General features: G+C 72.6%; 22 protein-coding genes, 2 tRNA genes and 1 riboswitch. Of the genes, 4 read left to right on the top strand and 20 right to left on the bottom strand.

The features are described from left to right. Positions 1-7 precede the first annotated feature (7 nt). From ASC54_RS10495 to ASC54_RS10480, 4 genes are all read right to left on the bottom strand, one after another. Complete coding sequence (locus tag ASC54_RS10495) at positions 8-1,696, bottom strand: bifunctional 3'-5' exonuclease/DNA polymerase (protein ID WP_082515116.1); 1,689 nt, start codon at positions 1,694-1,696, stop codon at positions 8-10. Between the two features lie 309 nt (positions 1,697-2,005). Then, positions 2,006-2,863 (bottom strand): DUF1684 domain-containing protein, encoded by an 858-nt coding sequence (locus tag ASC54_RS10490; RefSeq protein WP_055860858.1) that lies wholly within the window; start codon positions 2,861-2,863, stop codon positions 2,006-2,008. Positions 2,864-2,980: 117 nt separating this feature from the next. Further along, positions 2,981-4,594, bottom strand: a complete 1,614-nt coding sequence (locus tag ASC54_RS10485; protein WP_055860855.1) for a choice-of-anchor I family protein — start codon at positions 4,592-4,594, stop codon at positions 2,981-2,983. A 63-nt stretch (positions 4,595-4,657) separates the two neighbouring features. Beyond that, positions 4,658-5,392, bottom strand: coding sequence for a hypothetical protein (locus ASC54_RS10480; RefSeq protein WP_235451484.1), 735 nt, complete (start codon positions 5,390-5,392; stop codon positions 4,658-4,660). A gap of 86 nt (positions 5,393-5,478) precedes the next feature. After that, positions 5,479-5,544: riboswitch (guanidine-III (ykkC-III) riboswitch) on the top strand. 9 nt (positions 5,545-5,553) lie between these two features. On the opposite strand from ASC54_RS10480, the gene ASC54_RS10475 reads away from it, so the two are divergent. The 3 genes from ASC54_RS10475 to ASC54_RS10465 all read left to right on the top strand — a co-directional run bounded on the left by ASC54_RS10475 (position 5,554) and on the right by ASC54_RS10465 (position 8,337). Beyond that, on the top strand, positions 5,554-5,841 hold the full coding sequence (locus ASC54_RS10475) for a multidrug efflux SMR transporter (RefSeq protein WP_055860849.1): 288 nt from the start codon (positions 5,554-5,556) through the stop codon (positions 5,839-5,841). 133 nt (positions 5,842-5,974) lie between these two features. Next, positions 5,975-7,330, top strand: coding sequence for an adenylate/guanylate cyclase domain-containing protein (locus ASC54_RS10470; RefSeq protein ID WP_055860846.1), 1,356 nt, complete (start codon positions 5,975-5,977; stop codon positions 7,328-7,330). Beyond that, positions 7,327-8,337 carry a cyclic nucleotide-binding domain-containing protein gene (locus ASC54_RS10465; protein ID WP_055860843.1) on the top strand — a complete coding sequence of 337 codons (1,011 nt, stop codon included), beginning with the start codon at positions 7,327-7,329 and terminating at the stop codon, positions 8,335-8,337. The genes ASC54_RS10470 and ASC54_RS10465 overlap by 4 nt, the downstream gene beginning before the upstream one ends. A gap of 53 nt (positions 8,338-8,390) precedes the next feature. Here the strand turns inward: ASC54_RS10465 and ASC54_RS10460 are convergent. From ASC54_RS10460 to ASC54_RS10450, 3 genes are all read right to left on the bottom strand, one after another. Beyond that, positions 8,391-8,464, bottom strand: a tRNA-Ile gene (locus ASC54_RS10460). 38 nt (positions 8,465-8,502) lie between these two features. Beyond that, positions 8,503-9,738, bottom strand: coding sequence for a glycosyltransferase (locus ASC54_RS10455; RefSeq protein ID WP_235451453.1), 1,236 nt, complete (start codon positions 9,736-9,738; stop codon positions 8,503-8,505). Between the two features lie 83 nt (positions 9,739-9,821). Continuing rightward, positions 9,822-10,742: a DMT family transporter gene (locus tag ASC54_RS10450; RefSeq protein ID WP_235451452.1), complete on the bottom strand. Its 921-nt coding sequence runs from the start codon at positions 10,740-10,742 to the stop codon at positions 9,822-9,824. Between the two features lie 40 nt (positions 10,743-10,782). Here ASC54_RS10450 and def point away from each other — a divergent pair, with 40 nt between their 5' ends. Beyond that, on the top strand, positions 10,783-11,349 hold the full coding sequence (gene def / locus ASC54_RS10445) for a peptide deformylase (protein ID WP_055860840.1): 567 nt from the start codon (positions 10,783-10,785) through the stop codon (positions 11,347-11,349). A 19-nt stretch (positions 11,350-11,368) separates the two neighbouring features. Here the strand turns inward: def and ASC54_RS10440 are convergent, their stop codons facing one another. The 13 genes from ASC54_RS10440 to ASC54_RS10380 all read right to left on the bottom strand — a co-directional run bounded on the left by ASC54_RS10440 (position 11,369) and on the right by ASC54_RS10380 (position 25,851). Then, positions 11,369-11,683, bottom strand: coding sequence for an AzlD domain-containing protein (locus ASC54_RS10440; RefSeq protein WP_055860837.1), 315 nt, complete (start codon positions 11,681-11,683; stop codon positions 11,369-11,371). Continuing rightward, the gene (locus ASC54_RS10435; RefSeq protein WP_082515050.1) at positions 11,680-12,435 is read right to left on the bottom strand and encodes an AzlC family ABC transporter permease; all 756 of its coding nucleotides are present in this window, start codon (positions 12,433-12,435) and stop codon (positions 11,680-11,682) included. Before ASC54_RS10435 ends, ASC54_RS10440 begins: the two co-directional genes overlap by 4 nt. Continuing rightward, a complete protein-coding gene (locus ASC54_RS10430; protein ID WP_055860834.1) occupies positions 12,432-13,346 on the bottom strand; it encodes a sensor histidine kinase in 915 nt (304 codons plus the stop codon). The genes ASC54_RS10435 and ASC54_RS10430 overlap by 4 nt, the downstream gene beginning before the upstream one ends. A gap of 107 nt (positions 13,347-13,453) precedes the next feature. Further along, positions 13,454-13,529: transfer RNA gene (locus ASC54_RS10425), tRNA-Asn, on the bottom strand. 75 nt (positions 13,530-13,604) lie between these two features. Next, a complete protein-coding gene (locus ASC54_RS10420) occupies positions 13,605-14,654 on the bottom strand; it encodes a D-isomer specific 2-hydroxyacid dehydrogenase family protein (RefSeq protein ID WP_082515048.1) in 1,050 nt (349 codons plus the stop codon). Positions 14,655-14,697: 43 nt separating this feature from the next. Then, on the bottom strand, positions 14,698-15,531 hold the full coding sequence (locus ASC54_RS10415) for an ATP-binding cassette domain-containing protein (RefSeq protein ID WP_055860831.1): 834 nt from the start codon (positions 15,529-15,531) through the stop codon (positions 14,698-14,700). Between the two features lie 158 nt (positions 15,532-15,689). Continuing rightward, entirely contained in the window at positions 15,690-17,690 is a 2,001-nt protein-coding gene (gene dnaG / locus ASC54_RS10410) for a DNA primase (protein ID WP_055898911.1), read from the bottom strand. Between the two features lie 10 nt (positions 17,691-17,700). Then, positions 17,701-18,984: a deoxyguanosinetriphosphate triphosphohydrolase gene (locus tag ASC54_RS10405; RefSeq protein WP_200932327.1), complete on the bottom strand. Its 1,284-nt coding sequence runs from the start codon at positions 18,982-18,984 to the stop codon at positions 17,701-17,703. Between the two features lie 12 nt (positions 18,985-18,996). Then, on the bottom strand, positions 18,997-20,163 hold the full coding sequence (dusB, locus tag ASC54_RS10400; protein WP_055860822.1) for a tRNA dihydrouridine synthase DusB: 1,167 nt from the start codon (positions 20,161-20,163) through the stop codon (positions 18,997-18,999). A gap of 61 nt (positions 20,164-20,224) precedes the next feature. Further along, on the bottom strand, positions 20,225-21,916 hold the full coding sequence (locus ASC54_RS10395) for an ABC transporter ATP-binding protein (RefSeq protein WP_055860819.1): 1,692 nt from the start codon (positions 21,914-21,916) through the stop codon (positions 20,225-20,227). Further along, a complete protein-coding gene (locus tag ASC54_RS10390) occupies positions 21,913-22,935 on the bottom strand; it encodes an ABC transporter permease (RefSeq protein WP_055860815.1) in 1,023 nt (340 codons plus the stop codon). Before ASC54_RS10390 ends, ASC54_RS10395 begins: the two co-directional genes overlap by 4 nt. A 1-nt stretch (position 22,936) precedes the next feature. Next, positions 22,937-24,043, bottom strand: a complete 1,107-nt coding sequence (locus ASC54_RS10385) for an ABC transporter permease (RefSeq protein ID WP_082515047.1) — start codon at positions 24,041-24,043, stop codon at positions 22,937-22,939. A 149-nt stretch (positions 24,044-24,192) separates the two neighbouring features. Continuing rightward, a complete protein-coding gene (locus tag ASC54_RS10380) occupies positions 24,193-25,851 on the bottom strand; it encodes an ABC transporter substrate-binding protein (RefSeq protein ID WP_055860812.1) in 1,659 nt (552 codons plus the stop codon). Between the last annotated feature and the right edge of the window lie 71 nt (positions 25,852-25,922).

Here is a 25,922-nt window from a genome sequence, read left to right as displayed (position 1 = left end):
CGACCGGCTACTTGGCGTCGCTGTAGCGCTCGACCGTCGCGACCGTGACGGGGAAGCTCACCGGACTGCCCTGGAAGAGCAGGCGCCCGGCGTCGACGGCGGCGGCGCGCATCACCTGCTCGACCTCGGGCGCGCGCTCGCGCGGAGCGTGGACGATGAGCTCGTCGTGCAGGAAGAACACGAGGTGGGGCTGCGAGGCCAGCGGACCGCCCTCCGGCGACCAGAGACGGCGGCGCACGCCGGCCATCCACGACAGCGCCCATTCGGCGGCGCTGCCCTGCACGACGAAATTGCGGGTGAAGCGCCCCCACGCGCGCGCGGCCGAGCGTGCCTCGTCGCGCTGCGCGGCGGTCGCGGCGTCGGAGGCCGCGATGAGCTGCCGCTCGCGCCAGGCCTCGCTGGGCGCGGGCGACGTGCGACCGAGGCGCGTGCGCACGTGCTCCCCGCGCTCCCCCGCCCTCGCTGCCTCCTCCACGAACCGGATCGCGTCGGGGAACGCGCGCTGCAGCCGCGGCAGGACGCGGGCGCTCTGGCCGGTCGTTCCGCCGTACATCGCGCCGAGCATCCCGAGCTTGGCCTGCTCGCGCGACTCGACAGCGCCGCTCGCGACGATGCCGGCGTAGAGGTCCTCCCCCGCGCCGGCGCGCGCCATCGCCGCGTCGTGCGAGAGAGCGGCGAGGATGCGCGGCTCGAGCTGCGCCGCGTCGGCCACCACGAGCACCCAGCCCGGGTCGGCCTGCACGGCTCCGCGGATCTGCTTCGGCAGCTGCAGCGCGCCGCCCCCGTCGGAGCCCCAGCGGCCTGTGACGACTGCGCCGGGGACGTAGCTGGGGCGGAAGCGGCCGTCGCGCACGTGGGCGTCGAGCCAGTTCCAGCCGTTCGCGGAGAGCAGTCTGCTGAGCTTCTTGTAGCGCAGCAGCGGTTCGATCGCGGGGTGGTCGAGGCGGCGGAGCTCCCAGGAACGGGCGCTCGAGACCTCGAGCCCGGCGCGACGCAGCGCCTTGACGAGCTCGGGCGGGGAGTCGAGCGGGATGCTCCCCGGCGCGGCCCCGAGCAGTCGCTCGACCTCGGCGCCGAGCGCGGTGAGGCTCGCCGGGCGGGCCCCGGGGGCCTCCGGACGTGGCCCGAGGAGCTCGGTGAGGAGGGCGTCGTGGGTCTCGGCGCTCCACGGCAGGCCCGTGCTCTGCATCTCGACGGCGGCGAGAGCGCCGGCCGATTCGGCTGCGGCGAGCAGGGCGAGGGCGCGGGGGCGCGGCGCACCGGGGCCGCGGTCGCGGGCGAGGTCGGCGCGCTGGGTGGCGGCGAGGGTGGGCACCGGCGCGGGGCGCCCGAGATCGGGGCCCCCGGGACGCACGGCCGGCACCGGCGCGGAGGAGCCGTCGAAGACGACGTCGTCGAACTCGAAGAGCGCCTCGACCTGCGGGCGCGGCATCGGGGGTCGGACGAACTCGACCGTGCGAGCGAGCGCGGGCTCGGGCGCGCGGCCGTCGACCCCGGCGAGGATGGCGTCGACGAGGCGCAGGTCGTGGCAGCGCTCGACGCGCGCACCCGCGGCGAGCAGCTCGGGGTAGCGGGCGGCCGTGTCGCTCCAGACCCACCGGGGCGGCTCGCCGGGCTCGCGCTCGCGCGCGGCGACGGTCGCGGCGAGCTCGGCGGCGGGGAGCTCGATCGTTCCGTCGTCGTCGGTGAGGAGCATCCCCCCGTCAGGGCTGCGGTCGACGACGATGAGCACGCCCCCAGTCTGCCGCCCCCCACCGACGGCGCCCGCCGCGCCAGGCCCGTGCGCGCCAACAACTCAGGACGAGCGTCATGCGCGCTCGCGTCAACAACTCAGGACCAGCGCTGCGGGCCTGTGGTCGCTCGCCCGGTGCAGCGGGACAGGACCGCGGTCAGACGCGCGCTCGTCCTGAGTTATTGACGCGCACTCGCGGGCAGGGTCGCGCGGGCCCATCGCGAGGAGCGCTCGTCCTGAGTTGTCGACGCGCAGCGTCAGGGCGTCAGGCCGTCAGTGCAGCAGCGAGCCGTCCTTCGCGAGCACGTTCTTCTCGCCCGCCTCGATCGGGAAGGGGAAGCGGTTCTGCTTGGGCGGCAGCGGGCAGTTGAAGTTGTAGCTGAAGGCGCACGGAGGGAGGATCGCCGTGTTGAAGTCGAGGGTGATCGAGCCGTCGGCGTTCGGGGCGAGGAAGAGGAACCGCCCGACCGAGTAGGTGCTGTCGCCCGCCGTCGCGTCGCTGAAGACGAGCTGCAGGGCCCGGCCCGACTTGAAGGCCGCGATGTCGTACTCGACCCCGCCGTGCGTGAAGCGGATCTCGCCCGGGATGACCTCGTCGCGCGTCGCGCCGTCGTCCTTGAGGTGCTCGAAGCCCACCGTCGTGCCGCCCTCGATCTCGCGGAACGTACCCGTCACGACCCACGCCGGGTCGTAGGGGAACGCGTCGATCCGGCCGAAGCTCTCGATCGCCTCGCTGCGCGAATCCCACACGCGCAGGGCGTAGGTGCCGTTCTCGCCGGCGATGACGAAGCCGGTCGTGTGGTCGTCGAACACGATGCTGGAGGCCTGCGGGTCGTCCTTGCCGCGCACGCGCACCGTGCCGTCGACGACGGCCCCGTCGACGGTGATGCCGTCGGCCGCGGTCGCGGTGACGAGCAGACCGCCCTCGGGCGCGGGCGCCCAGCGCCCGGGCACGCCCCAGATCGTCTGCTCGGCATCGACCCACTGCGTGTTGACGAGGGCGAGCGGGCCCTGCGGCTGCACCGCGGCGAGGTCGCGCCGCTCGCGGAAGACGCGATAGCGCTCCTCCGGCGTGGCGGGTGCTGCCGTGGAGGCGGGGGCGGCGTTCGGGGCGGCGGCGGCGTGCGACATGGGCTCCATCCTGACGGGGATGCTCGGGCCAACGCCAATCGGCGCGCCGGTGTTCCCCGGCGCGCCGATCGTCGACGACGTCCCAGCCCGGTCGGTCGTCGGGCCTGAAGCGGATGATCAGCCGGCGAGCTGCCAGATGACGACGGTGCTCGACACCTCGTTCGAGGAGATCAGGAGCGGCTGGCCGGTCGGCGAGTCCGAGGCGGCGACGAATCGCAGGACCTCCACGCCCGAGTCGGTCTCCGCGGACTCGGGGTCGGCGGCGTAGTCACGGGTCTGGAGGTACTCGACGAGCACGGGGGTGCCCGGGTCGCTCACGTCGAGCACCATGACCCCGCCCTGCCGCTCGAGCCCGACGAACGCGAGAGTGCGGTCGCCGAGCCGGCCGACGGCGACGGCCTCCGGCTCGGGGCCCTTGTTGTCGCTGCGATTGTCGAACGCGTTCTCGTCGTTGTTCGTGTTGAAGTCGGCGGGGCTGAGCTCCGCGACGGTGCGCTCGAAGAGGTCTCCCGTGTCGGCGACGCGCGCGGCCGTGGAGCCGTTCCAGATGCTCGCCGAGCGTGTGCCGAAGGCGACGATGCGGTCGTAGTCGCCGTCGCCGTCGTCGTCGCCGCTCGCGCGCGTGACCGTCAGGCGACCCAGCTCGGCGTTCGCCTTCAGCGCCGCCGCGTCGGGGAAGGCCGTGGGGTCGAGCGCATAGCCGCCCGAGCCGACGCGGACCTCCTCGGCGTACCCCGGCCAGTCCTCGCGCGAGTCGCCCTCGTTGGCCGAGACGAGGTAGGTCTCGCCGTCCACGAGGAAGGAGGCGATCGCGTCGGGCATAGGCAGCCCCACGACCGGGCGCGGGCGGATGTCGATGCGGCCGTCGCGGTCGCTCGCGTCGATCCCGGAGCCACGCACGGAGTGGTCCACGGGCGCGAGCGCGCGGATCGCGACCACCTCGAGCCCGGCGAGGTCGAGCTCGGCGATCGCATTGTTCTCCTGCAGGCTCACCCACGCCCGCTCGCCCTCGACGGTGATGTACTCGGGCTCGAGATCCTCGCTCACGCTCGCACCGGGACCGAACACGCGCACCTCGGCGGGAAGCTCGGCGTGCCGGGCACCGACCTCGTCGAACGCGCGGAAGTCGATCGTCGCCAGCGCGCCGGGGTCTCGAGCGAGCATCCGTCGCACATCGACGACGCTCACCGAGCCCTCGGCGTCGTCCTTCGGGGAGTAGGAGACGGGCTCGCCCTCGTTCGCGACGAGGATGCGGCGGCCGGCCTCGTCGAAGGTCACCATGTCGGGATTCGCCCCGACCTGCACCTCTCGCAGAACCCTGCCCGCGGGGTTCAGGAGCACGAGCGTCCCGGGGTCGGTCTTGTGCGCGGCCGGCAGCACGACGGCCACGCGTCCCTCGGTCGCGGCGACCGAGGTGATGCTCGGGCCGAACGCGGAGAGGTCGATCGAGCGCTCGCGGCGGGGGTCGCGCGGGTCGGAGATGTCGACGATGTCGAGCCGGGCATCCGCGTCGATCACGTACATGCGGTCGCCGGTGACGGCGACGACCTCGGCGCCGTCGTTGGCGTAGCGGCCGAGGACGGTCGCGGAGAAGCCGTCGGCGTCCGCATCGAGGCCGGAGACGGGGGTCGACGCGGTGGCCGGGAGTGCAGCCGTCGCGGCGAGGGCGGGCGCGAGCACGAGGGCGGCGAGCAGCGGAGCGGTGCGGCGGCGGATACGGGGTCGGGTCATGGAGGAAGCGAATCGATCTCGTGTGAACGGACCCCGAACTCCGATCGTCCCGCCGATGAACGCTCAGCCGAGAAGACGCACGAGAACCACGAGCACCGCCGAGTGCGCGAGCCCCAAGAGGGTCGCGACCCGCTCGGCGTCGGCCGCCGGGTGGGCCGACCGCCGATGCTCGCGGTGCCACCACACCGAGAACCACGACGCCGCGGCGAGCAGCAGGAGCGCGATCGTGCCCGCGCTCACGACATCGCTGACGGGCTCGCCGACGAGCAGCCGTGTCACCTGGTACAGCGCGACGACGCCCCACGGCACGATGCCGATCGCGGCCCCCGCGCTGAACGGTGCGAGCCCGCGCGGGCCCGGCGCCGTCTGGCGGTCCTGGATCCACAGCAGCAGCACCGCCCCCGCCGCAAGGGCGTAGAGGGCGACGAGCACGCCCGCCTCGCTCACCCCGTTGAGCAGCGCGACGAGCACGATGGTGATGCTCGCGGACTGCGACAGCTCGAGCCAGCGCCAGCCCGCTCGACCGCGCGCGAGCTGATCGTCGACCCGATCGCGCAGGGGCGGGATGCTCGCCAGCAGCCGCGCGACGGCGCTCGCGAGCACCACCACGGCGGCGGCCGCCGCGAGATCGACGGACGCGAAGGGCTCGGCCGGCACGCCGGGCGCCGAGAGTCGGACCGGGAGCTCGACGGTGAGCCGACCGGCCCCGGCGAGGAGCACGACTCCGGCGGCGAGGTGCAGCGCGGCCGCCACGGCGTCGACGAGCGCGCGCCGCGGCATCCGCGCCCCATCGATCATCACGGGCCCGATGCTACCGAGCGAGCCCGCAGGATCGGCCGCCCCGTCTGCTCAGGTCGTGCACACCCCGCTCGGGCACGATGGTCGTCGAGCGCGGCGATCGCGCTCCCGGACGACGGATCAGTACCCGGAACGCGACAGGACTGGCCGGGAGGCTCGTCATGTCGTGGATCATCCTCATCGCGTCAGGGATTCTCGAGGCGGTCTGGGCCAGCGCGCTCGGCGGGTCGAAGGGCCTCACGCGCATCGGCCCGTCGATCGTCTTCGGCGTCGCGCTCGTCGCGAGCATGGCCGGGCTCGCGTGGGCGATGCGCGACATCCCCACCGGGACCGCCTACGCGATCTGGGTCGGCATCGGCGCGAGCCTGACCGTGCTCTGGGCGATGGCGACCGGGGCCGAGGCGCTCACTCTCGCGAAGGTGCTTCTCGTGCTCGGGATCGTGGCGTGAGTCATCGGCCTGAAGGTCGTGAGCGACGCCCACTGACGCGGCCGGGGGGACCGGCGCTCACCCGCCGACATCGGCGTTCCTCGTCGTGCGCGAGGCCTATACGTGAGCACGGGTCGTGTGGGAGGGTGACTCCATGACGAGCGTCGTCACCCCCGAGACCCGTTTCGTCCGATCGGGGGACGTCGACATCGCCTACCAGGTGGTCGGTGACGGTGAGCGGGATATCGTCGTCGGCATCGGCTGGGTGTCGCACCTCGAGCTGCTGTGGGAGCTGCCCGAGACCGTGCACTTCCTCCGCCGCCTCCAGACGTGCGGACGGCTCATCCTCCACGACGCCCGCGGCACGGGTCTCTCCGACCGCCCCGCCCGGCCGGCGACGATCGACGACCTCGCCGAGGACCTGGTCGCGGTGCTCGACGCCGTCGGCAGCGAGCGCGCCGTCATCCTCGGCTGGGTCGACAAGGCAGCGGGAGCGATCGCGCTGGCCGCTCGCCATCCCGAACGGGTCGAGGCGCTCGTGCTCGGCGAGGCGCTGGCCACGACGGTCGCCCGCGATGACCACTCGGAAGGACTGGACTCCGCCGTCATCGAGAACCTCGCGGCCGCCGTGGAGCAGGGCTCCTGGGGCACCGGCGCACTGCTGCCGGCGATCGCCCCCAGCGTCGCCGGCGACCCGCGCATCGCCGCCTGGTGGCGCCGCTGGGAGCGCATGTCGGCGACGCCGAACATGGCGGCGGGGATGCTCCGCACACTGCTCGATCTCGACGTCCGCGCCCTCCTGCCCGCCGTGACGGCTCCGACGCTCGTGCTGCACCGATCGGAGAACATGCTCGTGCCGTCGGCCGCCGTGCGGCGCCTCGCCCACGACCTCCCCGACGGACGCCTCGTCGAGCTGCCCGGCTCGGATCTCGCCGCGTTCTTCGGCGACACCGACGCTCTGCTCGACGAGGTCGAGGAGTTCCTCACCGGCACCCGCACGGGTGCCGACGCCGATCGGGCCGTGCTCACGATGCTCGTCACCGACGTCGTGGGCTCCACCGCACTGGCGGCGGAGCTCGGGGACCATCAGTGGAACGAGCTGCTCGACTTCCACCACCGCGAGGTGCGCGCGGCCCTCGCGCGTCACGGCGGCACCGAGATCGACACGGCCGGAGACGGTTTCCTCGCCGTCTTCGCGCTCCCGAGCCGTGCGCTCGCGTGCGCGCGCGAGGCGCGGGATCGGCTCGCCGCAGGCGGCCTGACCATCCGTGCCGGACTGCACTGCGCCGAGGTCGTCCACCGGGGAGCGGGCGTCCGGGGCGTCGGCGTGCACGTCGCCGCGCGCGTGGCTGCGAGCGCCGGGCCGGGCGAGATCCGCGCGACGGGCACCGTCGCTGACCTGGTGGCGGGCGCGCGAGCGGAGTTCGGGGACCTCGGAACGGCGACGCTGTCCGGAGTCCCGGGGCTCTGGCGCCTCACCCGGCTCGGCGACGCACGAGGCGACGCATGAGGGTCGAGCACACCGCCACGACGCTGTCGTGGATCCCCTCCGAGTCCGCGCAGGGCCTGCTCGAGACCGGGTTTCAGATGGGGCTCGCGCATTACGATCGGCCGCCGTCCGACGTGCTCTCCGGACCCGAGGAGGTGCGGCGCCTCTGTGACGATGACCGTTTCCGATTCGCCAACGTACTGGCCGGATGGGCCGAGTTCACCGACGACGGCCTTCCGACCGCGTGGGGGTACGGCCACGAGTCGGGAGTCGTCATGGGCTCCACGACGGTGCGTATCGCGTCGGTCGGCGCGACCTTCGCCGGGGTCGCCCTGCCGACGCTGCGTCCGAGCCCGGACGTCGGCACCCGCTCGGTGCGGCTGGTGCAGACGGTCGGAGGCCGCACCGGGGTGCCTCTGCCTCGAGCCGTCCCCTACACGCCCCTCGTGCGCTGGCAGGCACCCATGGTGTGGACGACTCTCGCACTCACCCTCCACTCCGACGGGCGCGGCGATGTCGAGCTCGTGGGCGCCAGCTCGTTCCCGCGGCACTGGCTCTTCGGGACCGACGGCCGGCTGCTCGCGAAGAGCGGACTGACCGACATGAAGCGCTGGTTGTCCGACTCGTTCGGCCCGCGAACGCCGTGGGGCGAGCAGGACTCCCCCGTCGTCGTCGCCGCCGTCGAGTCCGCCGCCGAGCGCGCGCTCTCCGCTCAGATCATGCGGACCGGCCGACGCCCGACCGTCGAGCGGCTCGACTCCGGGACCGAGATCGCCCGACAGGGCGACACGGGAGCGGGCGTGTACCTCGTGCTGGACGGGGTCTGCGCCGTCGAGGTCGACGGTCGGGTCGTCGGCCAGGTCGGGCCCGGGGCGATCGTCGGCGAACGGGCCGTCCTCGAGGGCGGCCGTCGGACGGCGACGATCACCGCCCTCACCCCCGTGCGTCTCGCCGTCGCGTCGTCCGAGGACCTCGACCGTGAGCGCCTGGCCGAGGTCGCGCGCGAGCACCGCCGCGAGGAGACCTGAGCGAAGGCCGCCGCCGACTCAGAGCGGGGCGACGACGGCTCGGTTGGCATCGGTAGGGCGGACGGGACTTGAACCCGTGACCGACGGATTATGAGTCCGCTGCTCTGACCAGCTGAGCTACCGCCCCGCGGGCCCCGTGGGCCCGCCACCATGCTACCGAGCGGTCTAGGGGGTCGTTGAGCCCACGCCGTCGACGATCGGGTCGTCGACCTCTTCGCCGCGGTAGAGCGCCTCGAACGTCTCGAGGGTCCGCGTGATGTCGTGGCCGGAGACGATGCGCAGGCTCTCGCGCTTGAGCTCGAGCAGCTCGTCGTGCGGCATCGTGAAGATGCGCTCGAGCCGATCGGCGAAGCCCTGGATGTCGCCCGGCTCGTAGAGGTAGCCGTTCTCGCCGTCGTGGATGAGATGGGGCAGCGCCATCGCGTTCGCGCCGACGACCGGCAGGCCCGAGGCCATCGCCTCCATCGTCGCGATCGACTGGAGCTCGGCGCGGCTCGGCATCGCGAAGACGGATGCCCGCGTCAGCTGCTCCTTCAGGTACTCCTCGGGCGCGTAGCCGGCGAAGTGCACCCGATCGGCCATGCCGAGTTCGCGCGCGAGTCGCTCGAGGGCGCCGCGTTGCTCGCCGTCGCCGATGATCTCGACCTTCACGGCGAGGGCGTCGTCGAGGAGCGCGACGGCGCGCAGGAGCTCGTCGATGTGCTTCTCCGCCTCCACGCGCCCGAGGAACAGGGCGACGTTCTCGGTGCGCGGAGCGAAGTTCGGGGTGTAGTTGTCGATGTGCAACCCGCAGGAGATCGCGTGCACGCCCTCGATCTCGGAGTACTTCTCGAGGTAGTCGGCGGCCTTGCGGGTGGGGGTCGTGACCGACTCGGCGAGGCCGAAGGTCCGGCCCGCAGCCTTCCACATGCCGCGGATGGCGGCGTCCTTGAGCGAGCCGAAGAACGGCGTGAACTGCATCGCGTTGTCGGGCATGAAGTGGTTGGTGCCGACGATCCGGATGCCCCGCGCGGCGGCCTGGCGGGCGAGGCCGCGGCCGACGACGATGTGCGACTGGAAGTGCACGACGTCGGGCTTGACCTCGTCGAGGATGCGCGCGGCGTTCCGCTCGATCCGCCACGGCAGCGCGTAGCGCAGCCAGGGGTGCGGGTTCCAGCGCCACGATCGGAGGCGGTGGACCGTCATGGACTGGCCCTCATGCTGCTCCACGCGCGTGACGTTGGGGCCGTCCTCCGGGCGGGGGGCGACGATGTGGACGTCGTGGCCGCGCTCGACGAGACCGGCGGCCAGGCGCTCGGCGAACTTGGCGGCCCCGTTCACGTCCGGGGCGAAGGTGTCGGCGCCGATCAGGATGCGCATCGGCGACGGGTTCGCCGCGTGCGGATGCGGTGCGTCAGGCACGATCTGGATGATCCTTGCGTCTCGGGGGCAGGCGCGCGCGGCGCCGCGGTCGGGGGAGGAAGACCAGCGGAGTCTACGGTACCTCAGCGATGCGTCTGCGGGTGGTGCTTGGCGAGGCGGATGACGCCGACGATGGCGATGCCGCCGGCGATGATCGACAGGATGGCGGCCGGGAGCGGGATGAGCGTCGCCTCCCCCAGCACGATGACGCCGATCAGGACGGCGATGAGCGGGTCGACGACCGTGAGGCCGGCGATGACGAGGTCGGGCGAGCCGACCGAGTAGGCCGTCTGCACGAAGTACCCGCCGAGCGCGGCGCTCGCGAGGAGCGCGACGATCGCGACGACCGTGAGCCACTCGAAGTTCCCGTTGACGATACGGTTGATCACGACCTTCGCGAGAGTTGCGACGAAGCCATAGAGCACGCCGGCGCCGACGATGTAGAACATCGCTCCCGCGCTCCTGCGCCGCACCGCGAAGAGCACGCCGAACGCGGCGGTGACGACGCCGAGGATCCCCAGCACCGTCAGCAGCTGCTCCTCATCGATCCGCTGCTCGACCGCGAACGTCGCCGCGACGACGACGAAGACCCCGACGCCGCCGACGCTCATCGCGATCGCGCCGATCGCCTTCCGATCGAGGCGGATGCTCGACAGTCGGGCGTTGAGGATCGCGGTGATCACGAGGGCCACGACCCCGATCGGCTGCACCACGATGAGCGGGGCGAAGCCGAGGCTGGTGAGCTGGAAGACGATCGCGAGGCCGAGCATCAGCGTCCCCAGCAGCCACGACGGGCGGCGGAGCAGGTGGGCGAGCTGGCGCGGGCTGAGGCCCGCCCTGGACCCGTCACCAAGGTTCGCCTCGACCGTGGACACGCCGCGGTGCTGGAACTGGGCCCCCAGGGACAGGAACACGGCGCCGACGAGCGCGAGCGGGATGCCGATGACGAGGAACGGACTGCGGATGAGTTCGCTCGTCAGTTCGCTCAGCTCGGGGGGAAGCACCCGGACACTGTACCGACGGGCGCGCCGATATCCTGGACGAATGGCCGTGCTCCCCATCCGCATCACCGGCGAGCCGGTGCTCCACCTCCGAGCCCTCCCTGTGGAGACCGTCGACGACGGGATCCGCACTCTCGTCGCCGACATGTTCGACACGATGGCGGCCGCACCCGGCGTGGGCCTCGCCGCGCCGCAGGTCGGCGTGGGCCTGCGGATCTTCGTCTACGACTGGACGGACGAGCAGGACGTCCGCTGGCGCGGCGTCGCGGTGAACCCCGAGCTGCTCATCAGCCCCCTCGACCTCGACGAGCTGGACGAGGACGACGAGTCGGAGGGCTGCCTGTCGGTGCCCGGCGAGCGATTCCCGCTCCGCCGCGCCGAGCGCGCCGTGCTGCGGGCGACCGACCTCGAGGGCGAGCCCGTCGAGATCGATGCGCGCGGCTGGCTGGCCCGCATCTTCCAGCACGAGTACGACCACCTCGACGGCGTGCTGTACGTCGACCGCCTGGCGCACCCGCACGGCAAGGCCGCTCAGAAGGCGATCAAGCGCAGCTCCTGGGGCTCACCGGGCCAGTCGTGGCTGCCGGGCCGCGACCACCTCGAGGACTAGCCCGGCGCCTGGTCAGGGGCTACGCCGCCCAGCCGAGCGCGCGCAGCGCAGCGGCGACGCCGGCCGCGGCCGCGATCACGAGGATGAACGGCACCCGCAGCGCGAGCAGCCCCGCGGCCGCTGCGATCGCGGGAACGCGGGCATCGATGAGGATGCCCTGCCCCGAGCCGATCGTCTGCACCACGATGAGCGCCGAGAGGAGCGCGACGGTCACGAGGTTCGCGGTGCGCGCCGCCGTCGGCGTCTGCAGCACCTGCTCCGGCACGAGGTAGCCGAGGAGCTTGATCGCGAGCACGGCGATCGAGGAGACGAGGATGATCTGCCAGACGGTCATCGCTCCGACTCCCCCGAGTCCGGCGCGGGCGGCACGTCGTCGTGGTGGACGAGTCGCGGCTGCGCGGCGCCCCGCGAGCCGAGGAGGTCGGGGATCCCGACGACGACCCCGACGAGGGCGGCGACGAGCACCGGAAGGCCCGGCGGGAGGACGGGGATGGTCGCCGCGGTGACGACGGCCGCTCCCACGGCCACGACGACGGGTTGCAGGGCTCGCAGGCGCGGCCACACGAGCCCGAGGAAGGCCGCCGCGGCGGCCGCATCCAGCCCGAACGCGCTCACGTCGCCGAGCAGGTCGCCCACGAGCGCGCCCGCGAGCGTCATGAGGTTCCACCCGACCCAGATGATCGTTCCCGTCGCCCAGAAGCCGATCCGCTGGCTCTCGAGCGTCGGCTGCGCCGTCGCGACCGCGGTGGACTCGTCGATCGTGAGGTGCCCGGCGAGGAGGCGCTTCGCCCAGCCCGGCCCGACGATCGGCGAGACGCGGATCGCGTAGAGGCCGTTGCGAAGGCCCAGGAGCGTCGCACCGGCGATCGCGGCCGGGCCCGACGCCGGGCCGCCCGCGGCGAGGACGCCGATGAGCGCGAACTGCGATCCGCCGGAGAACATGACCGCGCTCAGCACGCAGGCCTGCCAGACGTCGAGGCCGGAGGCGACCGCGAGAGCGCCGAACGAGACCCCGTACGCGGCGACCGCGAGGCCCACCGCCCAGGAGGCGCGCCAGGCCTCCCGACGATCGGATGCCGCGCTCACGAGCGGCGCAGGTCCACTCCGTGCACGCCGTTGTGATGGCGCAGCGCGGGGAACACGACCGCGAGGGTGAAGCCGACCCCCGGCTGCGTCGTCGCGGTGAGGATGCCGCCGTAGAGCTCGGCACGCGCGCGCATCTCGGCGATGCCGCGGCCGTCGACGGTCCGCGTGAGCGCGGCGAGATCGTCCTCGATCGACGTCGCGGGCGCCTCGGCCGGGCTCGTGCCGCTCTCGGTCGCACGGCGGTGCTGGGCGCGGATCCCGTCGTCCTCGACGCGCAGCTGGAGCCCCTGGTCGGACCACGTGAGCGTGACGCGCGCCTCGGTGCCCGGGCCCCCGTAGGCGAGCGCGTTGGCGAGCGCCTCCTGCAGGATCCGGTAGATCGCGATCTCGGCGCCTGGTTTGAGCGCGAACGCCTCTCCGAACTCCTCGACCACGATATCGAGACCCTGCTCGCGCATCACCCCGATCAGCTCGTGCGCGGCGTCCAGGCGGGCGCCCTGCGCCCCGGACGACTCGCCCTCCCCCACGAGGCTCATGACGCGGCGGAGGTCGGCGAGCGTCGAGCGGGTCGTCTCGGCGATGACAGCGGCGCTCCGACCGGCCGCGGAGGGGTCGCGCTGGGCGGCGTAGCGTGCGCCGTCGGCCTGGCTGATCACCACGGAGAGCGAGTGCGCGGCGACCTCGTGCAGCTCGCGGATGATGCGGAGCCGGTTCGTCTGCTCGGCGAGCGCCATCTCGGCGTCGAGCCGCGCGCGATCGGCGCTCGCGCGGTCGGCGCCGAGGCCCGACACGCGTCGGCGCGATCGCGACCAGGCGATGACGAGCACGAGCGACAGGATCACCGTCGTCGCGGCGATCGCGACGGCCATGAGCACGATGTCGGCCGCGTTGGCGGTGAGCCAGGTGATCACGCCGTCGTCCTCTCGTGCCGGCCCGCCGCCGTCCGTTCGCGGTGATCCGACCATCGCGAGCGGGGTGACGGATCGCCCGACGCGGTCGCGACGGACGAGGGAGGGGATGGCTCCCCGACTTGGACTCGAACCAAGAACCTGCCGGTTAACAGCCGGCTGCTCTGCCAATTGAGCTATCGAGGATCGCTGCGAACAGCGAGGAACACGTTACCAGAACTCGACGAGCCCGCTCGCACGGGCCGCCGCTGCCGAGGCCCCTCAGTACCCCGCAGCCGGGTCGACGATGCCGACGAATCGGCCGTCGCCGAGGAATCCGCGGACGTTCTCGGTGATGCGACTGGCCAGCAGCGGCGCGGTCATCTCGGGAGTGTCGGCCGAGTGCGAGGTGATGATGCAGCGCGGCTCGCTCCACAGCGCGTGGTCGTCCGCGAGCGGCTCGGGCTCGGTGACATCCAGACCCGCCCCGAGCAGCCTCTTCTCGCGCAGGGCCTCCACGAGCGCGTCGGAGTCGATGAGCGCCCCGCGGGCGATGTTGACGAGGGCGGCGTGCTCCGGCAGGAGGGCGAGCTCCGCGGCGCCGATGAGGTGCCGCGTGCTCGGCGTCGACGCGGCGGCGAGGATGACCGCGTCGGCCTCCGGGAGGACCGCACGCAGCCGGTCGACGGTCACCGTGCGGTCGGCGCCGGCCACCTCGCCGGCCGATCGGCGCACGACCGTGATCCGCACGCGCCAGGGGGCGAGCAGGCGGATGATCTCGGCCGCGATGCCGCCCGCGCCGACGATGACGACGTGCCGGCCGTACAGCGACAGCCCCGTGCGCACGGGCGCCCAGCGGGCGGCGCGCGCCTTCGGTGCGAGCTCGCGGAGGACGGCGTGCAGCAGGGCGACCGCGTGCTCGGCCACCGGCTCGGAGTACGCTCCCTTCGCGCTCGTGAAGAGCGGACCTCGGCCCTGCGCGTATCGAGGCAGGATGCTCGCGAACCCATCGACGCCGGCCCACGGCAGCTGGACCCACCCGATGCCCGGGTGGGCGTCCAGGAGCTCGGCGAGCTCGTCCGCACGCTGCTCGCTCAGCCAGATGAGGCCGCGCGTGGCGCCGCTCAGCTCGGCGACCTCCGCTCCGCCCGCGATCGCCGCGTCGACGAAGAGCGCGGTCGGTCGTGGGAGAACGGCGATCGGTCCCGGCTCGACCCGTCGCCCGTCGGCGGGCTCGGCGCTACGGCCCGCGAGCGGGTCGACGTGCTGCCGCGGGCCGAGAACGGTGACCGAGGCGAGCGGGGCGAGCGGGCGGGCGTCGGACGCGGTCATGCTGCGGAACCTCCAGGGATGCTCGGCGCTCCGAGCGCGGAGGCTATCCGCGCGCGAGCGCTGCGAGCTGCTCGACGTAGGGGTGGGTCGGATCAGCCAGGACGTCATCGATCCGGCCCATCCCCACGATGCTCCCACGATGGAGGACGGCCAGTCGATCCGACAGGCGGCGGATCTCGCCGACCTCGCTCGAGACGATGAACGCGGCGAAGCGACGGCGACGCTGGACCTCGGCGAGGTGATCCAGGATGCTCGCCCGGATGGTCGCATCCACCCCCGCCGTCGGCTCGTCGGCGATGAGCAGGTCGGGCTCCAGGACGAGCGCGCGGGCGAGCGCGAGACGCTGCCGCTGCCCGCGGGAGAGCTCGTGTGGGTAGAGCGGGATGGTCGCGAGCGTCAGGTGCATCGCGTCGATGGCCTCGGCGACGATGCCGCCCGCGACCCTCTTGGCGAGCTTCGGGTTGCGCTGGAAGAGCGGAAGGGCGACGTTCTCCCCCGCCGTCAGGTGCGGGTCGAGGACGGTCGAGGCGTCCTGGGGGACGTAGCCGATGCGCAGCTCGAGCTGGTCGTCCTCCCGACGCCGCACGCGGCGCACGTCGATGCCGAGCACGTGGAGCGCACCGCCGGTGATCTCGGGCCCGCGCGGGACGGTGCGCGAGGTGAGCCCGGCCATCACCGTCGCGAGGGTGCTCTTGCCGCTGCCGGCCTCGCCGATCACGGCGAGGGTCTCCCCCGGGGCGATGTCGAGGGTGATCCCCGTCAGCGCCTGCACGGCCGCGTGGCCCTCGCCCCCGCGGTAGCGCACCGAGAGGTCGCGCGCGCTGACTGTCGCGTCGTCGATCTCGTCCGTGCCGCCCACGTGGTCGACTGCCGTCATGGGGCTCTCCTCCCGGCGGCCGGAGCCGCAGCGGCTCGCCGGAGACCGGCGCAGCGGGCTCGCGACTCCGACGAACCTGACATCCACTCTAGACCGAGCGGGTCGCCCCGGAAGGGGCTTGCGACGACCGCGTCGCCGATGCGATGGATGCCCGCCGCTCAGTCGCCCCGGATCCTCCGGCGCTCGGTCTCGAGGTCGACAAGCTGGCGCTGCAGCGTGCGGTAGCGCTCCGGGTCGCCGCTCGCGTCGGTGCGCTGGAGGGCGCCGAGGAGCTCGGTCTTGCGCCGCAGCAGATCGCGCTCGATGAGCGAGGTCGTCACCCCCGTGCAGTACTCCCGGACGTGGTCGCCGCGGATGGGCAGCGGCGCGATCGCGAGCTGCATGACGAGCGGCGCGAACGCGCCCGGCGCCTCCTCCGCGGCGCGCGCGACCCACTGATCGGTCCCGTAGTGCTCGAAGGCGCCCACGAGGGCGTCGCGGACGGTGCTGAGGGCGGGGACGGTGAAGCTTGTGTGCAGCGCACGCAGCGCGATCTCGCGGTCGATCTCGCCGGGGTGCTGGAGGACCGCCATGAGCAGCTCGCGCTCCAGCCGCGTGACGGGGTCGCCCGGCAGGTCGCTCATGCTGATCGACGGCGGGGCGTAGCCGCGATCCTCCGGCGGCGGCGCGTCCGCCGCGGAGCGATCGCCCTGGGGAGCGCCCGCCGTGCTGCGACCGGTCGCGCCCCCGCCCGTCGGGCCGGGGTCGCTCGGGCCGCGGCCGGGTTCGGCGGCGCCGCGGCCCGGTTCGGAGGCGCCGCGGCCCGGCGCCGGACGTGCGCCCGAGGCGCGGCGCGCGGCCTGCACCGCGCGCGAGACCTCGGCCGGCTCCATGCCGATCCACCCCGCGAGGGTGCGGGCGTAGCCCGACTGCATGGACTGGTCTCGAATACCGGCGACCACGGGAGCGGCGGCGCGCAGCGCCCCGACCCGCCCCTCGACGGTCTCGAGATCGAACTGGTCGAGGCGGCGGCGCACCATGAACTCGTACATGGGCTTGCGGCCCGAGACGAGCATCCGGATCGCATCGTCGCCGCGCTTCAGGCGCAGATCGCAGGGGTCCAGCCCGTCGGGGGCGACCGCGACGAAGGTCTGGGCGGCGAACCGCTGCTCCTCCGCGAAGGCGCGGCTCGCGGCCTTCTGGCCGGCCTCGTCGGGGTCGAACGTGAAGATGACCTCGCCGAGCTGCGTCGTGTCGGCGTTGTCGGTGTCGCCCATGACGCGGCGGATGACCTTGATGTGGTCCACCCCGAACGCCGTGCCGCACGTCGCGACGGCGGTCGTCACGCCCGCGAGGTGGCACGCCATGACGTCGGTGTAGCCCTCGACGACGACGACCTGCTTGCCCCTGGCGATGTCGCGCTTGGCGAGGTCGAGCCCGTAGAGCACCTGGCTCTTGTGGTAGACCGCGGTCTCGGGAGTGTTGAGGTACTTGGGGCCCTGATCGGTCTTGAGCAGCTTCCGCGCGCCGAAGCCGAGCGTCTGGCCCGTGACGTCCTTGATCGGCCAGATGAGCCGGCCGCGGAAGCGGTCGTAGGGGCCTCGGTCGCCCTGCCCGACGAGGCCCGCGGCGAGGAGCTCCTCGATCGTGAAGCCCTTCGTCAGCAGGTGCCCCGAGAGCGCGTCGTACGAGTTCGGGGCGAACCCGATGGAGAAGCGCGCGGCGGCCGCGGGATCGAAGCCGCGCTCGCCCAGGAACGCGCGCGCCGGCTCGGCGGCGGGCGACTGCAGCTGCTCGCGGAAGAAGGCCTCCGCGGCCTCGTTCGCGGCGAGGATGCGGCGGCGGCTGCCGCCGTCCTCGCGGGCCTGCCCGCCGTCCTCGTAGGTGAGCGTGTAGTTCAGCCGCTGCGCGAGGCGCTCGACGGCCTCGGAGAACGTGACGTGGTCCATCTTCTGCAGGAAGGAGAAGACGTCGCCGCCCTCACCGCAGCCGAAGCAGTGGTAGAAGCCGACCTGCGGGCGCACGTGGAAGCTCGGGCTGCGCTCGTCGTGGAAGGGGCACAGGCCCTTCATGGAGCCGATCCCGGCGCCCTTGAGGGTCACGTACTCGCCGACGATCTCGCCTATGTTCGTGCGCGACCTGACCTCATCGATATCGCTGCGTCTGATGAGCCCTGCCACGCGCCCGAGTCTAGGAGACGATGCGTTCGTGCCAGCTCATGGCCGACTGGTCGGTGAGACTCGCCACCTGATCCACAACCACCCGCCGACGCGCGGCGTCGTCGACGGCGACGCGGAAGTCGTCGGCGAAGCCCGGGTCGAGCTGGGCATCCCCCGCCTGCCACAGGGCGTCGGCGAGCTCGGTCAGCAGCGCGCGCTGCCGGGCGTAGATCGGCTGGCGCGAGTTGGTCGACATGACGTTCGCCGCGACGATCCCCTTGAGCACGGCGATCTCGGCCTGCGTCTCTCGCGGGACGACGACGTTCGCGCCGAATCGCGCGAGCGAGCGGCCAGGATGCGCCTCGCGCGTCGCGTGCACGGCCTCGTGCGCGAACCGCCCGATCAGCTGGCTCGTGAGGTTCTTCAGGCGCGCGAGGTCGCGCCGCGAGCCGTCCCACGAGTCGATCCAGAAGTCCAGGTGGTCGAGCCGGTCGAACGCGGCGATGAGCTCGTCGTGGTCGATCTCGCCGCCGATCCACTCGAACATCGAGTCGACGAGCGCGTCGTGGTCGGCGCGGGCGCTCAGTGCGGGGACGTCGAGGTAGCCGCCGACGATCGCGTCCTCGAAGTCGTGGACGCTGTAGGCGATGTCGTCGCTGAGGTCCATGACCTCGGCCTCGATGCAGCGCACGCGATCGGGCGCGCCGGCGCGCATCCACTCGAAGGCGGCCGCATCGTCGTCGTAGAAGCCGAACTTGCTGCGTCCGCTGGGATCGGGGATGCCCTGCGACTGCGGCCACGGGTACTTGGTGCTCGCATCCAGACTCGCGCGGGTGAGGTTGAGGCCGTAGCTGCGGCCGTCGGGGCCGAAGACCTTCGGCTCGATGCGGGTCAGCAGCCGCAGGGTCTGCGCGTTGCCCTCGAAGCCCCCGATGCCCTCGGCCCACGCGTTGAGCGCGCGCTCGCCGTTGTGCCCGAACGGCGGGTGCCCGAGGTCGTGCGCGAGGCACGCCGTGTCGACGACGTCGGGGTCGAGCCCGAGGCTCGTCGCGAGCTCCCGCCCCACTTGAGCCACCTCGAGGGAGTGGGTGAGGCGGTTGCGGGCGAAGTCGAGCCCGGATGTAGGGCTCAGCACCTGCGTCTTCGCGGCGAGACGGCGGAGGGCGCTGGAGTGCAGCAGGCGACCGCGGTCGCGGGCGAAGTCGCTGCGACGGGTCGAGTGCTCCTCCGGCAGCCAGCGCTCGGCGTCGCGCGGATCGTACCCGGTGGCCGCGGCGGTCTCGGCGCCGGGCGCACCGACGTCGTGGGGGTGGATCGTCACGCGGGCCTATCCTCCGCTGTTGTGCAGCTCGGCGGCCGCGACATCGGCGCTCTGGGCGGTCGACAGCTCGCGGCTCGCGAGCCAGTTCTCGGGGAGCGCGGGCTTCTTCGGCGTGCCGGCACGGCCCCGCTGGCCCTCGGCGGGCGCACCCGGGTAGGGCTGCTCGCGGTCGAGCTCGCCGAGCAGGTCGTCCATCTGCTGCAGGCTCTCGACGCTCGCGAGGCGCGCACGCAGCTCGCCGCCGACCGGATAGCCCTTGAAGTACCAGGCGACGTGCTTGCGGATGTCGCGGCACGCGCGGCCCTCGTCGTCGAAGAAGTCGACCAGCAGCTCGGCGTGACGGCGGAAGGCGTCGCCCACCTCGCCGAGGCTCGGCTGGATCCGCACATGCCGATCGGTGAAGGCTGCGGCGAGGTCGCCGAACAGCCACGGACGGCCGAGGCAGCCGCGGCCGACGACGATGCCGTCGCAGCCGGTCTCGTCCACCATTCGCAGGGCGTCCTCCGCCGACCAGATGTCGCCGTTGCCGAGCACGGGGACGCTCGTGATGGTCTCCTTGAGCCTCCCGATCGCCGACCAGTCGGCGTGGCCGGAGTAGAACTCGGCGGCTGTGCGGGCGTGCAGCGCGATCGCCGCGACGCCCGCGCCCTCGGCGGCCTTCGCCGCCTCGAGGTAGGTGAGGTGATCGGAGTCGATGCCCTTGCGCATCTTCACGGTGACGGGGATGTCGCCCGCGGCCTGCACGGTCTGCTCGACGATGCGGCGGAAGTGCTCGAGCTTCCACGGGAGCGCCGCGCCCCCGCCCTTGCGCGTGACCTTCGGGACGGGGCATCCGAAGTTCATGTCGATGTGGTCGGCGAGCCCCTCGCCCACGAGGAAGCGCGCCGCCTCCCCCGCCGTGACGGGGTCGACGCTGTAGAGCTGGATGCTGCGGGTCGTCTCCGACTCGTGGTGGCGGATGAGCCGCATGCTCTCGGGCGTGCGCTCGACGAGCGCCCGGCTCGTGATCATCTCGCTCACGTAGAGCCCCGCGCCGTACTCGCGGCACAGGCGCCGGAAGGCCGTGTTCGTGATGCCGGCCATGGGCGCGAGGACGACGGGCACGCTCAGCGGGATGGGCCCGATGCGGAGAGCGCCCTCGTGGGTCTCGGCGGTCGTGGTGGCGGTAGGCATGGCCCGTCCATTCTCCCAGGTCTCGCGCGGGGCGAGCACCGCTCGGGCCGCGAGCGGTCGCTCAGCGCTCCGCGGCCCGCAGCGCGCGCAGCGTCTCGCGTCGCGTCGCCTGCGCCACCGGATCGGGCACGGGCAGCGATGCGAGCAGCCGCTGCGTGTACGCCTCCCGCGGCTCGCCCAGGACCTCGGCGCCCGTCCCCTCCTCCACGAGCTCGCCCCGGTGCAGCACCGCGATGCGGTCGGCGACCAGGTCGACGACCGCGAGATCGTGGCTGATGAACAGGCACGCGAAGCCCAGCTCGCGCTGCAGCTCGGCGAAGAGCTCCAGCACCCGAGCCTGCACGGAGACATCGAGAGCGCTCGTCGGCTCGTCGGCGATCAGCAGCTCGGGTCTCAGCGCGATCGCGCGCGCGAGACTCGCCCGCTGCCGCTGACCGCCAGACAGCTCGAACGGGAAGCGGTCGCCGTACGCGCGCGGCAGCTGCACCGCCTCCAGCAGCTCGTCGACCTGCGCGCGGGCATCGCCCGGATGCTCGGCACGACCGTGGATCAGGAACGGCTCGGCGACCGCCTCGGCGATCGTGCGCCGGGGGTCGAAGCTCGAGGCGGGATCCTGGAAGACGAAGCCGATGCGGCTGCGCACGGCGCGGAACTCGCGCTCGCGGACCCCGTTGAGCTCGTGCCCGAGCACCTGAAGGGAGCCGCCGGTGACCCGGGTCAGCCCGGCGATGGCCCGGCCGATCGTCGACTTGCCCGACCCCGACTCGCCCACGAGCCCGAGGACCTCCCCCGGACGGATCCGGAGATCGACCCCGCGAACCGCGCGGAAGCCCGACCGACCGAGCCGACCCGGGTAGGTGACCTCCAGACCCGACGCCTCGACGACGGCCTCGCCGCTCGCCCACTCCGCCGCGCGGCTGGAGGCGCGCGCCGCGGCCGCGGAGCGGCCGTGGCCCACGTACGGGACGGCATCGAGAAGGGCGCGCGTGTACTCCGTCTGCGGCGCGGAGAAGAGCGTGCGGACATCCGCCTGCTCGATCACGCGGCCCTGGTACATGACCGCCACGCGATCGGCGAGGTCGGCGACGACGCCCATGTTGTGGGTGATGAGGACGATGCCGGCGCCGAAATCGTCGCGGCATCGGCGGAGCAGATCGAGGATCTCGGCCTGCACGGTCACGTCGAGCGCGGTCGTCGGCTCGTCGGCGACGATGAGTCCGGGCTCGAGGACGAGAGCCATCGCGATCACGATGCGCTGCTTCTGCCCGCCGGAGAACTGGTGCGGGTAGTGGTCGACGCGCTCGTGCGGATCGGGGATGCCGACGGCGTCGAGGATCTCGATCGCCCGGCGACGGGCTGCCCGCCGCGGCATGCCGTGAGCCCTCAGACCCTCGACGATCTGCCAGCCGACCGTGAAGACCGGGTTCAGGGCGGTCGAGGGCTCCTGGAAGACCATCGCCGCGTCGCGACCGCGCACCGCGCGAAGGTCGCCGCCGCGGAGGGCCACCACGTCGTGCTCGCTCGAGCCGTCGCGGCTCGAGAGCATGACGACGCCGCTCGCTGTCGCGGTCTCGGGCAGGAGGCCGAGGATCGAGCGCGCGGTGACGGTCTTGCCCGACCCCGACTCGCCGACGATCGCGAGGACCTCGCCGCGCGCCACCTCGAGTGAGACGCCGTCGACGGCCTTCACGTCGCCGCCGTCGGTCGCGAACGAGACGCCGAGCGAATCGATGCGCAGAACGATGTCGGTCATCGGTGGTCGTCCTCTCCGGAGGCGGTGGATGCGGCGGCCGCGGGAGCGATCGAGGTCTCGGCCACGGCGCCCGAGGAGACGCCGGCCCGTCGCCGGCCGCGCAGACGCGGATCGGCGAGATCGTTGAGGCTCTCGCCCACGAGCGTGATGCCGAGCACGGCGAGCACGATCGCGAGGCCCGGGAACAGGCTCGTCCACCAGATGCCGCTCGTGACGTCGCTGAGCGCCTTGTTGAGGTCGTACCCCCACTCCGCGGCCGCGGTCGGCTCGATGCCGAAGCCGAGGAAGCCGAGACCGGCGAGGGTCAGGATCGCCTCGGAGGCGTTGAGCGTGACGATGAGCGGGAGCGTGCGCGTGGCGTTCGGGAGGACGCTGCGGAGCATGATGCGGCCGCTCGGGGCGCCGAGGACGCGCGCCGACTCCACGAAGGCCTCCGACTTCACCCGCACGACCTCGGAGCGGACCACCCGGAAGTACTGCGGGATGAACACCACCGTGATCGAGATGGCGGCGGCGAGCAGACCGCCCCAGAGGCTCGACTGGCCCCCCGAGATCACGATCGACATGACGATCGCGAGCAGGAGCGAGGGGAAGGCGTAGATCGCGTCGCATACGACGACGAGGATGCGGTCGAGCCAGCCGCCCAGATAGCCGGAGACGAGGCCGAGCAGCACGCCCGCGATGATCGACAGGACGATCGCGACGACGATGACGAGGACGGCGGTCTGGGCGCCCCAGAGCACGCGCGAGAGGACGTCGTAGCCGCCGACGGTCGTGCCGAGGAGGTGCTCGGCGCTCGGCGGGCGCTGAGCGCCGAACGCCTCCCCGTCGGCGCGGAGCTGATCGAAGCCGTACGGGGCGAGCAGCGGGGCCAGCAGCGCGGTGAGCAGGAAGACCGCGGTGATCACGAGACCCGCGATGAGCATCCCCCGCTGGAGACCGACGGCGCGCCGGAGGTCGCGGACGACGGGGAGCCGGTCGGCGAGCGGGCGCCGTGCGGGGCGGACGATGTCGCTCATCTCAGTACCTCACTCGCGGGTCGATGAGCGCCGCGACGACGTCCACGACGAAATTCGTGAGCGCGACGATGACGGCGAGGAGGGCGACGATTCCCTGCACGGCGACGAAGTCGCGCGCCTGCAGGTACTCGGCGAGCTGGAACCCGAGGCCCCGCCACTCGAACGTGGTCTCCGTCAGGACGGCGCCGCCGAGCAGGAGCGCGATCTGCAGGCCGATGACCGTGATGATCGGGATGAGCGCAGGGCGCCACGCGTGCGTGCGCACGAGCCGGGACTCCGAGACGCCGCGCGAGCGGGCCGCGTCGACGTAGTCCATCGCGAGCGTGCCGATGACGTTCGTGCGCACCAGGCGCAGGAACACGCCGGCCGTGAGCAGCCCGAGCGCGATGGACGGGAGGACGGCGTGCTGCAGGACGTCGGCGATCGCCTCCGAGCTTCCGGTGCGGATGGCATCGATCAGGTAGATGCCGGTCGCATCGGGCAGGAAGGCGAGCTGGAGCTCCGTCGAGGTGGATGCCCGGCCGGCGACCGGCAGGAGATCGAGCCACACGGCGAAGACGAGCTTGAGCAGCAGGCCGGCGAAGAAGACCGGGGTGGCGTAGCAGAGGATGGCGAAGAGCCGCAGCGCCGCGTCCGCGGGCCGATCGCGGCGGGCCGCGGCGAGGAGACCGAGCGGGATCCCGACGAGGAACGCGACGATGAGCGCGTAGAAGGCGAGCTCGAGCGTCGCGCCGCCGTAGGTCAGCAGCACCTCGGTGACCGGTCGGTTGTCGCTGATCGTGGAGCCGAAGTCGCCCGTGAGCACGCGGCCGAGGTACTCGATGTACTGCACGAGGAGGGGGCGGTCGTAGCCCGCGGCCTCGATGCGCTCCTGCAGCTGCGCGGGCGTGAGGCGGCCGCCGAGAGCCGCGGTGATGGGGTCGCCCGTCGCGCGCATGGCGAAGAAGACGACCGTCACGAGGATGAAGACGGTGGGCACGATGAGGAGGGCGCGGACCACGATGTAGCGGCCGAGACCACCGCCGCCGCCACGGGTGGAGGGCGCGGTCGGCGTCGCGCCGCCGGGCGCGGCGATCGCGGCGCCGCTGGGTTCGGGGAGATCGGTCATGGTTCTTCCGGGAGGGGAGCTCGCGACCGCGGAGCGGGGTCGGCGAGCGGCGGCATGGGGGTGCGCGGACGACATCGGTGCCGCGCTCGGCCGTCCCGCCCCGCGGGCGGCGGGACGGGACGGCCGAGCGGCGTCGCTCGACGGACGGATCAGCCCTTGGAGAGAGCCGCGTACCGGAACTTGAAGGACGCGTCGAGCGTGTCCTCCGTGCCCTGGACATCCGCCCCGACCACGGCGACCTGGGCGCCCTGGAGGTAGGGGACGGTCGAGAGGTCCGCCGCGACGGTCCGCTGGATCTCCTCGATGACGCCCTGGCGCTCGGCCGGGTCGCTCGTGACCGCCTGCTGGAGGATCAGCTCATCGACCTCCGGGTTCGCGTAGTGGTTCCCGAGGAAGTTCTCCGTCAGGAAGAACGGCGTCAGGTAGTTGTCGGCGTCGGAGTAGTCCGGGAACCAGCCCAGCTGGTAGGCGGGGTACACGTCGGCCGAGCGGTCCTTGGAGTACTGCACCCACTCGGTGGTCTGCAGGTTCACGGTGAAGAGGCCGTCGGCCTCGAGCTGGTCCTTGATGAGCGCGTACTCCTCGCCCGAGGACGGGCCGTAGTGATCGTTGGAGTACTGCAGGTTCAGCTCGACCGGCGTCGTGATCCCGGCAGCGCTCAGCGTCTCCGCGGCCTTCGCCGCGTCGGCGCCGCCCTCGCCGTCGCCGTAGAGCTCCTTGAGGGGCTCGATGGCGCCGGTCAGACCCGCGGGGACGAAGGAGTACAGCGGCGTGTAGGTGCCGCGGTAGACCTGCTCCGAGAGCGCCTCGCGGTCGAGCAGGTGCGCAACGGCCTGGCGGACCGCGAGCGCCTTCGCCTCGTCGGCCTCGCCGGTCTCGGCGCCGAAGGGCTGGGTGTTGAAGTTGAAGACGATGTAGCGGATCTCGCCACCCGGGCCCTCGACGACCTTGACGTTGTCGTCGCCCTGGAGGTCCTCGACATCGGTGCTCGTCAGGCTGCGGAAGGCCACATCGATGTTGCCCTCCTGCACGTCGAGTTTGAGGTTCGAGGAGTCGGCGTAGTACCGGACGTTGACCGTGCTGTTCTTCGGCGCGCCGAGCAGACCCTGGTAATCGGGGTTCGCCTGGTACTGCACGACGTCGTTGAACTCGTAGGCCGAGATGACGTACTGGCCGGCGAAGGCGTTGCCCTCGACGATGTCGGTGTCGGGAGTGAGCTCGGTGGCCGAGAAGACGTCCTCGTCGACGATCGGGCCGACCGGGCTCGAGAGGATCTGCGGGAAGACCTGGTCGTTCTCGCTCTTGAGCGTGAACACGACGGTGAGGTCGTCAGGAGCCTCCACCGACTCGAGGTTGTAGAGCAGCGAGCTCGGCCCGTTCGGGTCGGCGATCGCGAGCTGGCGGTCGAAGCTGAACTTCACGTCGGAGCTCGTGAGCTCGTTGCCGTTCGCCCAGGTCAGGCCCTCCTTGAGGGTGACCGTGTACTCGGTCGGGCTCGTGAACTCCGCCGACTCGGCGATGTCGGGCTCGACGTCGGGGCTGCCGTACGGCGTATTCATGAGGAACGGGTACACCTGGTTCATCACCGCGAACGAGCCGTTGTCGTACGAGCCGGCCGGGTCGATCGTCGTGATCTTGTCGGTCGTGCCGATCGTGATCGTTCCGCCGTCGCCGCCGCCGCTGCTGGAGCCGCCGCCGTCGCCGCCGCCGGCGCAGGCGCCGAGCGTGAGGGCGACGGCCGACGCGCCGGCGAGCACGGTGAGCGCGCGCCGCACCGCGAGCGGGTGCTGGGGAGATACGAGTGCCATGGACTGCCTCTCTGGGGGTGGCACCGGAGGCAGAGCGACGCGGGGGATCCCCCCGAGCGGCGCCTCCGGCG

This window comes from Yonghaparkia sp. Root332, from assembly GCF_001425665.1.
Classification (GTDB): Bacteria; Actinomycetota; Actinomycetes; order Actinomycetales; family Microbacteriaceae; genus Microcella.
Note: the sequence above shows the minus strand (reverse complement) of the source record. Positions and strands in the feature narration are given on the sequence as shown.